General features: G+C 45.1%; 15 protein-coding genes and 2 pseudogenes. 14 read left to right on the top strand and 3 right to left on the bottom strand.

Going from position 1 to position 12,806, the window contains the following annotated elements; all coding sequences use genetic code 11:
* Nucleotides 1-114 precede the first annotated feature (114 nt).
* Nucleotides 115-1,443 (bottom strand): alpha-L-fucosidase, encoded by a 1,329-nt coding sequence (locus RS881_RS29450; protein ID WP_315814000.1) that lies wholly within the window; start codon nucleotides 1,441-1,443, stop codon nucleotides 115-117.
* A gap of 749 nt (nucleotides 1,444-2,192) precedes the next feature.
* Between RS881_RS29450 and RS881_RS29445 the strand changes: the two genes are divergently transcribed.
* Both RS881_RS29445 and RS881_RS29440 read left to right on the top strand, forming a co-directional pair.
* Entirely contained in the window at nucleotides 2,193-2,408 is a 216-nt protein-coding gene (locus RS881_RS29445; protein WP_315813999.1) for a hypothetical protein, read from the top strand.
* A complete protein-coding gene (locus RS881_RS29440) occupies nucleotides 2,321-2,788 on the top strand; it encodes a nitroreductase family protein (RefSeq protein WP_315824648.1) in 468 nt (155 codons plus the stop codon). The genes RS881_RS29445 and RS881_RS29440 overlap by 88 nt, the downstream gene beginning before the upstream one ends.
* A 62-nt stretch (nucleotides 2,789-2,850) precedes the next feature.
* Here RS881_RS29440 and RS881_RS29435 read toward each other — a convergent pair whose 3' ends face one another.
* Both RS881_RS29435 and RS881_RS29430 read right to left on the bottom strand, forming a co-directional pair.
* Nucleotides 2,851-4,266, bottom strand: a complete 1,416-nt coding sequence (locus RS881_RS29435) for a hypothetical protein (protein WP_315813998.1) — start codon at nucleotides 4,264-4,266, stop codon at nucleotides 2,851-2,853.
* A gap of 2 nt (nucleotides 4,267-4,268) precedes the next feature.
* On the bottom strand, nucleotides 4,269-4,829 hold the full coding sequence (locus RS881_RS29430; protein WP_315813997.1) for a hypothetical protein: 561 nt from the start codon (nucleotides 4,827-4,829) through the stop codon (nucleotides 4,269-4,271).
* A 339-nt stretch (nucleotides 4,830-5,168) separates the two neighbouring features.
* On the opposite strand from RS881_RS29430, the gene RS881_RS29425 reads away from it, so the two are divergent.
* From RS881_RS29425 to RS881_RS29370, 12 genes and pseudogenes are all read left to right on the top strand, one after another.
* Nucleotides 5,169-5,357, top strand: coding sequence for a hypothetical protein (locus tag RS881_RS29425; protein ID WP_315813996.1), 189 nt, complete (start codon nucleotides 5,169-5,171; stop codon nucleotides 5,355-5,357).
* An 11-nt stretch (nucleotides 5,358-5,368) separates the two neighbouring features.
* On the top strand, nucleotides 5,369-6,178 hold the full coding sequence (locus RS881_RS29420) for a sensor histidine kinase (RefSeq protein ID WP_315813995.1): 810 nt from the start codon (nucleotides 5,369-5,371) through the stop codon (nucleotides 6,176-6,178).
* Complete coding sequence (locus RS881_RS29415; RefSeq protein ID WP_315813994.1) at nucleotides 6,168-6,371, top strand: LytR/AlgR family response regulator transcription factor; 204 nt, start codon at nucleotides 6,168-6,170, stop codon at nucleotides 6,369-6,371. The genes RS881_RS29420 and RS881_RS29415 overlap by 11 nt, the downstream gene beginning before the upstream one ends.
* Entirely contained in the window at nucleotides 6,368-6,907 is a 540-nt protein-coding gene (locus RS881_RS29410) for a LytR/AlgR family response regulator transcription factor (RefSeq protein ID WP_315813993.1), read from the top strand. The genes RS881_RS29415 and RS881_RS29410 overlap by 4 nt, the downstream gene beginning before the upstream one ends.
* A gap of 288 nt (nucleotides 6,908-7,195) precedes the next feature.
* The gene (locus RS881_RS29405; RefSeq protein WP_315813992.1) at nucleotides 7,196-9,565 is read left to right on the top strand and encodes a TonB-dependent receptor; all 2,370 of its coding nucleotides are present in this window, start codon (nucleotides 7,196-7,198) and stop codon (nucleotides 9,563-9,565) included.
* A gap of 152 nt (nucleotides 9,566-9,717) precedes the next feature.
* On the top strand, nucleotides 9,718-10,293 hold the full coding sequence (locus RS881_RS29400; protein ID WP_315813991.1) for a hypothetical protein: 576 nt from the start codon (nucleotides 9,718-9,720) through the stop codon (nucleotides 10,291-10,293).
* 182 nt (nucleotides 10,294-10,475) lie between these two features.
* A pseudogene (locus tag RS881_RS29395) lies at nucleotides 10,476-10,749 on the top strand (response regulator); the annotation flags it as partial.
* Nucleotides 10,732-11,154 (top strand): winged helix-turn-helix domain-containing protein, encoded by a 423-nt coding sequence (locus tag RS881_RS29390; RefSeq protein WP_350340261.1) that lies wholly within the window; start codon nucleotides 10,732-10,734, stop codon nucleotides 11,152-11,154. The pseudogene RS881_RS29395 and the gene RS881_RS29390, both read left to right, overlap by 18 nt.
* A 2-nt stretch (nucleotides 11,155-11,156) precedes the next feature.
* Entirely contained in the window at nucleotides 11,157-11,576 is a 420-nt protein-coding gene (locus tag RS881_RS29385) for a hypothetical protein (RefSeq protein ID WP_315813988.1), read from the top strand.
* Nucleotides 11,577-11,649: 73 nt separating this feature from the next.
* Nucleotides 11,650-12,123, top strand: coding sequence for a histidine kinase dimerization/phospho-acceptor domain-containing protein (locus RS881_RS29380; protein WP_315813987.1), 474 nt, complete (start codon nucleotides 11,650-11,652; stop codon nucleotides 12,121-12,123).
* Nucleotides 12,116-12,531: pseudogene (locus tag RS881_RS29375) on the top strand (sensor histidine kinase). The gene RS881_RS29380 and the pseudogene RS881_RS29375 overlap by 8 nt, the downstream one beginning before the upstream one ends.
* 139 nt (nucleotides 12,532-12,670) lie before the next feature.
* Nucleotides 12,671-12,802 carry a putative universal stress family protein gene (locus RS881_RS29370; RefSeq protein ID WP_315813985.1) on the top strand — a complete coding sequence of 44 codons (132 nt, stop codon included), beginning with the start codon at nucleotides 12,671-12,673 and terminating at the stop codon, nucleotides 12,800-12,802.
* The last annotated feature ends 4 nt before the right edge of the window (nucleotides 12,803-12,806 follow it).

Below are 12,806 nucleotides of genomic sequence, written 5' to 3'. Positions count from 1 at the left end.
TGCAGGGTATAGACAACCACTTACCGTCTTTCATTAAACACGCCGAACTCTGCAATTTGCGGCGGAGCATCAAAGCCATCCAGTAAGATGCGCACACGTTCGCCATATACCCGTTCAAACCGATGTACTTTTATGCGACCTGTTTTTCTCCGGTAAGTAAGAGTTGCCATTTACCATTCTGGTAATACTCCAACCGGTATTTTTGAATGTGGGGTTTCCGCGATTCTGCAATAACCACCATATTAAATGGCCTTTCGCCTTTGAACAAAACTTCGAACCAGGGATTCTTAACAATGGGATTGGAAATCCAGGATTTACCAAAATCATCATCGGTAGCAAAGTCCATGATCCACATATCATCACTCCAACTAGCATTGGTCGCTTGAATTTGGCCAGGTTGGTAGAGATGATGGGCGCATCTGCAGCTGGTAATTTGGTTGTAGAGCCCTGGTGCTTCCAGGTTTGCCCAATTTGCTTCAGAGCAGCCAGGGCATTGTCGTCAATAAGTCCATCACGGTTAGGTGCCACATTTAATATAAAATTGCAATAGGCATTGTTGAATGGAATAATATTATCATTCACCAGGCTGTTTACATCTTTCACGGGCCGGGTAGGGAAGGAGGTTTTCCAGAACCAGGCATCATTGATGGGCAAGCAGGAAAGGGCCGGCAGTTGATTGCTTTCCTTTGAAATATGCTGGCCTGCTCCTTGTTCATAAGATTTGATATCGGTATAATATAATGCCTCTGCCGGATATTTGGCCGCATTGAGGTCCATCACCAAACAATTGGGCTGAATGGATTTTACCAATAGATACACTTCCTCAAAAGGAATATCATCGTAGGATATCCTGGACCAGGGCGCATCCCATCCATCAATAACCAGGGCGCTAATTTCACCATAGTTTGTGAGGAGTTCAGTAAGCTGAGCCTTCACCATGGCGATATGCTGGGGTGTGATATGGCCGGGCCTTAATTTGTGGTGGGTATCCAGGATGGAATAATACAACATGACCTTTAATCCATTGGCCCGGAAAGCATTGACGTATTCTTTCACCACATCTTTCTTATAGGGGCTGTTCATCACATTATAATCAGTGGTTTTGGTATCCCAGATCGCAAAACCACTGTGGTGCTTGGTGGTAAGACAACCATAGCTCATATTGGCCGATTTGGCAGCCTTGGCCCACTGATCACAATTCAGTTTGGCAGGGTTAAACAGGATTGGTGACGCATCAGGATCAGCCCAGTCCTGGTCCATAAAAGTAGGGATATTAAAATGGATAAACATCCCAAAGCGAAGGTCTACAAAGGCTTGCTGGAGAGACGCCAGATCCTGTTTAGATTTGCCTGTAGCCTGTGCCCCAGTCAATACTGGTAATAAAAGGGAAGTAGTAATTAATAGATAGCTGAATACATTCCTTGTTCTACTTAGTTGCCTCATGATTTTTGTTATGGGTTTAATTCAATGCAGCAACTAAATATATCAAATAATGTGATTAGCAAAAACGGTACTATGCAAACAGACCCGAATGTTACCCTTATATGGATGTCGGCCGGTATCGCTGTCGCATAGTACCGTAAGATCCTCAGAAGTAAGGAGGTTTTGACCGGGAGGTAAGGCATTTTTTAAGTACCGTAAAACGTAAGGAACCAAGGGCCTCCTTTTTATAATCTAACACCTTTCTCATAGGAATATGCAGTTTTTCCGCTATCTCGGAATTGTTCATGTCATGGAAAAATGAGCTTAAATACAGTTTTACAAAGGCCAGGCAGCCTTTCAATTTCATCATGGATCTCTTTCAGTACAAAGGTTTCGATCATAGCATGCTCCCCGTTTGTGGCAGATTCAGTTGACTGGAGCAGAAGGTGGGTATTATCAACAGGGAAGTTCCCGATAGGCTGCAGGTGGTCAGGTGAATGGTTTCTCATATACTAAGACCTACGAAAATAGATTTACCGGTAGATTTTGTTCTCTGCATTTACTTTTTATTATTGCTTTGAGTCAAGCAAGCATCTATTTTCTTTGATCTGTGACAAGGCATTTTTCCTTTTTAGATGATTTTTCCAATTAAACAGCGTAAAATAATAGAACAATCACGACCCATAATAGACAATTCACGAGTGCTGTTTCCGCAATTCGTAATAATTGCTGTAATTCCGGGATTATCTTTGCCACTCCAAAGCAAAAAAATGATAGAAAATCCATCCATAGGTGCTACCCCTGCCCTGGTGAACCAGTTGATCCGCACCCGGCGCAGTGTTTTTACCCAACAGTTTGAGCCCGGCAAGGCCATTCCCGATGAGGTCATCCGGCAGGTATTGAAAATGCCAATTGGGCGCCTACCCACAAGCATACAGAACCCTGGCGTTTTACTGTATTCAGCGGAGAAGGTCGCAGTAAATTAGCGCAGCAACAAGCGGCTATCTATAAAGAGTTTGCAGGCGCCAAGTTCAAGCAAGGTAAATATGAACAAATGCAAACAATGCCCTTGCTGGCCTCGCATATTATTGCCATTGGCATGAAACGGCACGCTGATATACCCGAAATGGAAGAAATAGCGGCAGTAGCCTGTGCTGTGCAAAACATGCACCTGACAGCCCATGCCTACGGTATTGGCGCTTACTGGAGTACAGGCGGCATTACATTCATAGAAGAAGCTAAAGCCTTGTTCAACCTGGGGCCAGATGATAAACTCATGGGATTCTTTTACCTGGGTTATATCCGGGTACCTTCTACCGAAGGCCGAAGAGGTAGCATGGAAGAAAAAGTGAATTGGGTAAAATAAATAGGTATATAGACCCCGGTCTTAATACTTTAATATCCACCCAATCCATTGAATCCTTTAAATCAGGGCCCAGACGTTATTATATATTGTGGCCCTTCCGTTACCAACGGTATGGAAACAGCCTCATTGATTACTGGTAAGTCAATTCTCGTCCCTTCTTCCTTTCCAATGGCCATGGTTACCAGGGTTGCTTTGGCGGCCTTGCCAACGTTCACTTTATAGTTTGCTGAAGTAGAACCATCATAGGTACCCCGGCATACATAGTATACTTTTAGCCGGGGATTGGTAGTATGATCATACCGGGTTATAGTTACACCCGTACTATCACCATTTTTCATCATGGTTGACCAGCCTCTATAATCATGTAATACATTCATCCGCGTGGCATACCACCACCAGATGGGCATCCTGTGTGATCCCTGGTATACATAAGTAGTGGGATCAAATAGTTCCTTCACCATGTACATACTGCCAAATACGCCCGATCCATCGGAGGTATGGAAATAATTATACACCACTTCCAGTCCATTGGGTACAGCCGCTGCACGCTCCAGGGTACGCACCATGAAATTAGCAGCCACTACCGTATCTGGAATTCCAGGCACTGATCTTACGTTGTAGTCACTATTGCCAACAGCGTAGCCAATCTCCGTCCACCGTAGCCCCTTGCCCGGAAAATACCGGTCGCGGAAACGGCTGTAGGCCGCTACCTGTTCCGTTACCTGGAATTGTTCAGGACTTACCGCATCGGCATCCGTATTGTGGCTTTGGCCGCCATAGCGGTTACTGATATATTGGTTAAAACAAAGGCCGTCGGCAGGGAAAGGTTGACCGGGATACAACCAATAATTCAGAAAATACAGGGCTTTCCATTGTACCGTATCAGCGCTCAGCAGGGCACCCAGATATACCTTGGCAGATGGATCAACCGATTTGATGGAGTCCCAGGCTACTTTCAGTTTTTGTAACAACACAGTGGGGGAGTGGTAACCCGTAGTTCCCATCCAGTTCTTGTCATCTTCATTGCCTATTTCAAATGCTTTGATCTTATCCTGGCCTGGGGTGAGATTGGGATGTGAGCTGCCATATACACGGTAGCTGGCTGGCAAAACCGACCGGTAGTTATTGGCCCACAAATGCGCGATCACTTTCCACAGGCGGCCATGATTTTTGGTCCAGGGTTCATAAGCCGTACTGTCAGACCCTGAGGGAATATCTTTGAAAGCATTGCTTTGGGTCATCGCATTATAATCATCCGTACTTTTCAGGCTACTCACGGTTTTAATATTGGCGCCATTTATATAAAGCATAACAGGTGTGCCCATTTTCTTTTGAAAGCTGAGCATACTTTTATCGAAATCGCCATATTTATCGATCTCAAAAGCCTGCTGATCGATAGGAGCATTCAGGTCATGTACCCAGTGAAATACATTGCTGGGCGAACGGAAGGAACCATACAACGGCAAGCCGCTGCTCAATTTCATATAATTAACATCCTTGCCGCCAATTGCCGATCCACCCTGAAACCAATGCCCGGATCGGGCAAGTACCGGATAGTTTGGGCCGGTACCAGGGGCAAACATTTTGCTACGCCATGGCCATAGATGCGCAGTTCCCGTACATCAGACGAAGGATCGGTCGATTGGAAACGGATAAAACGGATGGGGTTGCTAAGTGTACTTAAATTTCCCTGTAACAGGTCCCAGCGATTGCTGCCACCGGTAATTTTATATTCCCCTTTCTGCACCCGGTTACTATCGTATACTGTAATGGTCCAGTTGCTGGCCCCATAACCATGGAAGTAGTCAATGGATAGTTTATCATAGCAGCTATCACCCAGAGATATATAGAACACCATGGGTTTAGCATAATCATTGTTCATAAAGTATTCCTGGTCCATCTTATTCCCTTCCGCAACACTTCTGTCGAACAACAATTCGGGGTTCTTCCTGCCGGTGGTATTCCAGAGATCCCGCCCTGGCGAAATAGAGATCAGGTAGGTACCGGCGGGGGATTCGGTTATCGGCTGATTCAGCGGCACAGCCAGCTATAGTAACCAGGAGGATAAGACAAAACAATCTGTACTTCATTAATTAATATTAATTATATGTCCAATGTATGGAGGGCGGTTCCGGACAAATATAATCCAAGTTTTTCCCCCTGCCAGTCCCCAATCTTTTAGGTATTGGGTATCAGTTAACCCAATAGTTTAAAATCAGGCATTCAAATCTCACATTTCACGTCTCACATCTCACTCCATTTCATCGGCACAATTGCTCCCCTTGCCGCAAATTAGCGCCTGCTTGTCTGTATTCCCTTGTAACTGCCTTGAAAAGGGTATTTTTGTTGTTACGCTATGCAAATATCACGCAAACGATTGGTGAATATCCTCTTACATGTACTGTTTACTACGTTGATAGTAATGGTGCCTATTTTTCTGATGCCCTTAAAAGATAACCAGGAGGGTTCAACCAGGAGTTTCTATAACATACCTGTTTTCATTATGACAGGTATGGCTACTATTTCCTGTTATGTCAGTGCTTACTGGCTCTATCCCAGTTTTTATTAAGGAAAAAGCTCATGCTCTACCTCACCATCACGTTACTTATCAGCCTGTTTGTGGCTATCGTAGCTGGTTATGTAACCAACCTGTTTTCCGCCATGCCTGGCCCCATCATCTGGGCGCATATCGCCACCAAATTCTTTGTGGTGCTTTTTGTGATGGGAACGGGTACAGCTTACCGATTTATCATGGATGTGATGAAGCAGGAGTATAAACAAAAGGAAAGTATGACTATGGAACTATCCTTTCTGCGGTCGCAGGTGAGCCCCCACTTCATGTTCAATACCCTTAATAGTATGGTGGCCCTGGCCCGCAAGAAAAGTGATAAGTTGGAGCCTGCATTAATTGAGCTCAGCAACCTCATGCACTATATGCTGTATGAATCGGATCAGGAGAAGGTCAACCTTTCGAAGGAGATAGACTATATCCAAAGTTATATTGATCTGCAAACCCTTCGCTTTGGCTATAATGTAAAGATCCAGTTTTCGGTAAACCGGCCATTGCCTTCCGATCCCTGCATAGAACCCATGCTACTGATCCCAATAATTGAAAATGCTTTCAAACATGGCATTGGCCTCATCAACGATCCCGAAATTGATATCCGGCTCCACGTTGAAAAAGGGCAGGTACAATTATCTGTTCAGAATAAATACAATGATAAACTACTTGAAACAAGAGATAAAACATCCGGCATTGGGTTGGTGAACCTGGAACGGCGGCTCAAGCTGTTGTATCCACATAATCACACCATGAGTGTGTCGAAGAACGGTGCTTATTTCAAAGCTTCACTTAAACTTAATTTGCATGATTCGGTGTTTGGCTGTTGATGATGAAATGTTGTCGCTGGAATTGCTGGAAGACAATATCCGACGCATACCGTTCCTGCATCTGGTGGGCCGTTGCACCAATGCCATTGAGGCCCTGGATGTATTGCGCCTGGAACCGGTAGACCTTATTTTCCTTGATATTCAGATGGGGGCATTACGGGCACGCAATTCCTGCAAAGCCTGTCGGGTATGAACAATAGACCCATGGTGATCTTTGTAACGGCCTATAAGAAATATGCACTGGATGGTTTTGAACTGGATGTATTGGATTACCTCGTAAAACCGGTGGCCTTTGAACGGTTCCTGAAAGCCGTTAACAAAGCTGCTGAATACCATGCATTGCGCACTACTCCTGTTGCTGCAACAAATGCCGGGATAACTTCGGCCCCTGCCGCCGCCGTGGCAGATTACTTCTTCGTGAACGTTGAATACAACCTGGTAAAGATTACCATCAGCCATATTTACTTCATTGAAGGGTTAAAAGATTATATAAAGATCTATCTCCAGGGTACGGATAAACCAGTGATCACCCGCCTGCCCATGAAAGCTGTTGCCGAAAAACTACCGGGAAACCGGTTCATACGCATACACAAATCTTATATCGTATGTATCGACAAGATAACTTCCATTCGTAAGAATCGCATCTATATACAACAGCATATTATTCCCATCAGTGATTCTTATCGTGAAGATCTCTTCCGCATTATTGACCCGCAGAAGTTAATGTAAACACGAGCTGCGGGTTTCAACACATAGACTACAGTCCATATACCTACCACCAGTGATGTGTGTTATTTTTCTATGAAAGAATGCCTGCAACATACTTTCATAGCAAGAGGCTTTGCTCGAAGCTTTTAAATGATCTCCATCTTAAATTCTAAATTCAGATAGGGGTAACCTTCATTCACGTTGTCTACACATACAGTAGACACGTCGCATAGTTTCAGACACTGGTATACTTCGTTTTTACATTCAGTAGAGAGGAGGCAATTTTATACCAGTAATACAACCTACATTATGAAATATTCACTTATTGTGATGCTGCTATTCATTAGTGGCCTTTACTCTTACGCTCAAAACAATTCGCAAACGGTAACCGGTACCGTTATTGATAAAGCATCGGAAAGGCCCCTGGCCAATGTATCCGTAAGTATTGTGGGCACACGCATTGGCGCCACCACCGATTCCCTTGGTCGTTTTGTACTACCAGTTGTACCACTGGGCCGTCACCATGTATCCTTTACCTATATCGGATACAAAACTGTCACCATTCCTGAAGTACTGGTTACCTCCGGCAAGCAGGTGATTTTGGATGTGCCACTTGATCAACAGATTGCCGCCCTGAACGCGGTAACCATCACCGCTGGCAGAACCAGAAAAGGCATGGCTTCCAATGAATTTGCCGGTAGCAGTTCCCGCTCCTTCAGTATGGATGATGTAACGCGGTATGCCGGTGGGCGTAATGACCCAGCCAAGCTAGCCAGCAACTTTGCGGGCGTGGCAAACACCAACGATTCGCGTAATGATATCGTGGTACGCGGCAATTCGCCCACGGCTGTATTGTGGCGCATGGAAGGCATCCCCATTCCCAACCCCAATCACTTCTCTACCATGGGAACTACCGGCGGTCCTGTGAGTGCTTTAAATACCAATGCCCTGAAGACCTCCGACTTTTATACAGGAGCCTTCCCGGCAGAATTTGGTAATGCTACCGGTGCCGTTTTTGATATTGGATTGCGTAATGGAAATAAAGACAAGTTTGAAAAGACCATTCAATTGAATATGTTCAGCGGCCTGGAAGCCATGCTTGAAGGTCCATTAAATAAAAGCAAGAATGGGTCATCCTTCCTCATCGGTTACCGCTATTCCTTTGCACAAATTGGCCAATCACTGGGATTTGATATCGGTACAAAAGCAGTACCAAAATACCAAGACATTATTTTCCACATCAATTTCGCCAAATCCAAATGGGGCAAGTTCAGCATCTTTGGAATGGGTGGTACCAGCAGTATCGATATGGTAGGCGCTGACCTAGATTCCTCTGACCTCTTCGCCAATAGAGATGAAGACAATTATTTCAAATCAAATATTGGTGTGCTCGGCCTCAAACACACGCTTGATCTGGGTCGCAACAGCTACCTCCGTACGATGGTATCTTATTCTTATGTCAGCAATGAAGGAACCGGTTACCAGCATTTTGATTCCCTGCCCGCACGCGTGTTCATGTCGGAGCAGTCTACCAAGAACACCGGATGGCGCTTCTCATCCTTCATTAATTCCAAAATAAATACCCGCTTCACCATGCGCAGTGGTATTCTGGCCGAACTGAATGGTATAGATACCTGGCTGCGCACCCGCGAAGACAAGCCTGATTGGGAAACCATTCGCGATTATGATGGCAGCGCCTGGTTAATACAGCCCTATGCACAAGGTAAATATAGGTTTACCGATAAATTATCACTCAATGCCGGACTCCATGGCATATACTATGGATTGAACGATAAGGCAGCTGTGGAACCACGTGCCTCCTTGAGTTATGCGATTGCCGGGAATCAAACGCTTACTTTCAGCTATGGAATGCACCATCAGCAACAACCATTGCCCGTATATCTTTACCAGGAAAAATTGCCGAATGGCAGTTATGACCAGTCCAATCGCGATCTCGATTTCACCAGGGCACACCATTATGTTATTGGATACGATTGGTTCTTTGCCCGCGATTGGCGACTAAAAGCGGAGGTTTACCACCAATCCATTTCACATGCGCCAGTTGAACGGAAGGCCAGCGGCTTCTCCGTTCTCAACAGCGGGGCCGATTTCACCTTCCCCGAAAAAGCAGGACTGGTAAGTAATGGTACAGGCTCCAATACCGGTATTGAGCTCACCATAGAGAAGTTCTTCAGCAAAGGATATTACCTACTTACCACGGCTTCTATTTTCGATGCCAAATACAAAGGCAGTGATGGTATAGAAAGAAATTCCACGTTCAATAATAAAGCCGTGGTGAATGTACTGGCAGGCAGGGAATGGAAAATGGGACGTGATGGGCGTAATGCTTTTACCATCGACATCAAATTCACCCAGTCGGGCGGTCGATATTATACACCGGTTGACATAGCAGCTTCCAATGCATCGGGCTATGAGCAATTGGATGAGAACCGGTACAATGAACTCCAGTTTTCCAACTACCTGCGTTTTGATACCCGTTTTGGTATCCGGCTCAACAGCGCCAAACGCAAACTGTCGCACACTTTTTACCTCGATATACAGAACGTAACCAATAGAGACAATGTATTCATTCAGCGATACAATCGCCAAAGGAAAGAGGTAGGCGCAGTAAACCAGGTAGGCTTTTTCCCGGACATACTGTACCGGTTACAGTTTTAAGAAGCTAAGGCTGCATATGGCTGACATGGCGGCATTGGACTAAGGAAGGACAGAAGAACCACAAAGCCCGGGTAGGACCTTTTAGCTGGAGTTGATTCAAAGGTTAGGGTTAACCAGGTTTCCTGGTCTCCGGGCTTTTTAAAAAAGTGACGATGAAAAGTATTCCTTTTTATATCGGTGTACTGTTGATCATTCCGGTAGTGATGCAACCCGATAAGCACAAAAAATTACTCAATGGATATGGCGTAGGCGCCCTCCTGCACAGTGATCAGGCCATTCTTCATGAAGGCATTAAAGATGACATCCGTCAGCAGGCGATGTTGGTTTGGGTGGATGGACAAGGGAAGCAGCGCAGTAATGCACCGTCGCCCATCCTGGAAAGCATCATGGATCAAATAAGGTATGTTTCTATTGAAAATACCTGGTTTAAGATCATAAAGGAAGTAAGTAAAATCAGCTTACTACAAAAATCAATAGCCGGCACAGGTGCTGTGGTTAAGTACAAGGGGAGTAGTTTGGTCAAAGATGCATTAAGATTAGGTATGCATTCCGATCATGATACAGCACCTGTTGCCGGCACCGATTTACCAGGTTTTGTCATTAGTGCAAGCGGGAAAGTAGTTGTAACGGTTTTTGCCGGTTCTCCTGGTTTATTACAGGAGGATAAAAACTCCCAATCAGGTCAGCAAGAATGGGCCCTGGTGATAGAACGGTACCAATCCCTGTAGCGATTGAAACTCCAGCATAAAGGTTCAAATCAGTTCATATGCATTTTTTGTTTTACCACCGCCCCGTTTCTACGGGGCGCTTGTTTTTAGGCCATTGGGCCCAACCGGTCACAATTCTTATCGTTTTCTAATGTCAATGCTGTGAAATAGGGGTTATTTTTGCACCTTCTAAACAGGCGCCCATGAAAGTGTTATTGGTTGAAGATGAAGCAACTGTATCGGCTATGATCCGTAAAGGATTGAGCGAAAGCGGATATTCCGTTTCCGTGGCTCCCGATGGCAAGGCAGGATTGGACATGGGTACGGGCCACAGTTTTGACGTAATGATCCTGGATATCATGCTGCCCGGTATCAATGGCCTGAACTGTGCAAAGGCTGCGCCGGGAAGGTATTGATACACCCATACTCATGCTTACCGCCCTGGGCACCACCGAAAACATTGTTGCAGGGCTGGACAATGGCGCCGATGATTACCTGGTAAAACCTTTCAAATTTGCCGAACTGGAAGCGCGGCTGCGCACCCTAAGTCGCCGGAAATCAAGTACTGCTGCCCGGGCAATCGATCTATTACAGATTGGCGATATCACTGTCAATACAGCTGCCAAACACGTCATCCGGGATGGACGTGAAATAGCCCTTACTTCTACTGAATACCGTTTATTAGAATTCCTGGTTCGTAACCGTGGCCGGGTTTTGTCGCGTATTGAACTGCTGGAAAATGTGTGGGGCATCGACTTCAATATGGGTACTAATGTAGTGGACGTATATGTAAACTACCTTCGCAAAAAACTGGGTAATGATCATGACCGTAAACTGATCCATACAGTGATTGGCATGGGCTATATTATTAAAGAACAATAGGCATGAAGATCCAGGTAAAAACTGCCTTGCTTTTTACAGCTGTCACAGCGGGCATTATTTTATTCCTTAGCCTGGCAGTGTACTATTTTGCCAGCCGGTTTACCTTCAATGACTTTCTCAAAAGGCTGGAGTTACGGGCCAAGATATCGGCCCGCATACATTTTGAAGATGACGAAACCTCTACGGCTGCCTTTAATGAATTACGGGAACAATACCTGACCGCTTTGCCCAAGGAAAAAGTATATATCCTGGAATATGATAGCCTGGCCAGAAAACTAAAAACGACACGGGTCCTAAACTGCCTCAAACCTTTTACAATTCGATCATACTGCAAAATGGGAAAACAGTTTTTACAGCTGTCAAGCATACCCAATATGCCGGCATCCTGTATCGGAATGCACACAATAGGCAATTTCTGGTGATCAGTTCGGCTGTCAATGTATATGGCGATCAAGTTGTAAAAATCTTGGTAATGTATTGATAATCACTTTTATCATGTCAATTATCGCTATTTTTACTGTTGGTACATTTCTTTCCCGGAGCATCTTTGCACCAGTAAGAGAGATCACGCGCCGGGTGGAAGACATCAGTGCCCATAACCTGCACCTGCGCTTGCAAGAGGGGATTGGTAAAGATGAGATCACAGCCCTGGCGCAAACCTTCAATAATATGCTGGACCGGCTAGAGACCTCCTTTGAGACCCAGAACAATTTTGTAAGCAATGCCTCCCATGAACTACGCACTCCGCTAACTACCATTATAGGAGAAGCCGAAATTGCCCTGTCAAAAGCCCGTTCTGAACAGGAATACCAACAATCTCTCCAGGTCATTCTGCGCGAGGCAGCCCGGCTGCAACACCTGACCGCCAGTTTACTCAAACTGGCCCAGGCCGGATTTGACGGCCGAAAGCAGGAGTGGGGCATCCTGCGAATGGATGAGTCCTTGATGAACGTTAAAAACAGTGGATGAAATAGAGCCCAATAACAGGGTCAGGGTCAGCCTCCACCTACCTGAAGATGAACGTTTGGTTTCCGTTCAGGGCAACGATCAGCTCCTGCATCTAGCCTTAAGCAATATTGTATTAAATGCTTGCAAATACTCTGATAATAAATCAGTTTTACTTTCCTTAGCCGCTGCTGAAAAGAAGATCATTATTGCAGTAGTGGATGAAGGGATTGGCATTCCGGCTGCTGAAGTGAAGTATATTTTCGATCCTTTTTCCGGGCCTCCAATACCTTTGATTATGAAGGATATGGCATTGGACTGCCCTTAACCCATACCATCATCCGGCTGCACAAAGGTGATATCCGGATCAATTCGCAGGTAGGGAAAGGGACCACCGTGCTGGTGAGTTTACCCGTTGCTAGGTTAAGTTGAATTCTCTTATCGTATTCTTATTTCATTTATCAGTTTCTAATCATCATCTCACTGGATTCTAATCTGTGCCTTAAACCAGGCTAATGGGCGCGGGCCAATTTTGTATCCGATAATCAATTAATGATACAAAAAAGAACCCATGAGAAATGTATTGATCCCTACAGATTTTTCTGTGGCCTCACTGGAACTGGCTGATAAAACAGCACAGTCATTGGAAGGAGAGTCGCTTAACATTATCCTGTTCCATGCTTTTGAGATCCCGTTTTTGTAAGTGA

It is taken from the genome of Paraflavitalea speifideaquila, assembly GCF_032395985.1.
Classification (GTDB): domain Bacteria; phylum Bacteroidota; class Bacteroidia; order Chitinophagales; family Chitinophagaceae; genus Paraflavitalea; species Paraflavitalea speifideaquila.
Note: the sequence above shows the minus strand (reverse complement) of the source record. Positions and strands in the feature narration are given on the sequence as shown.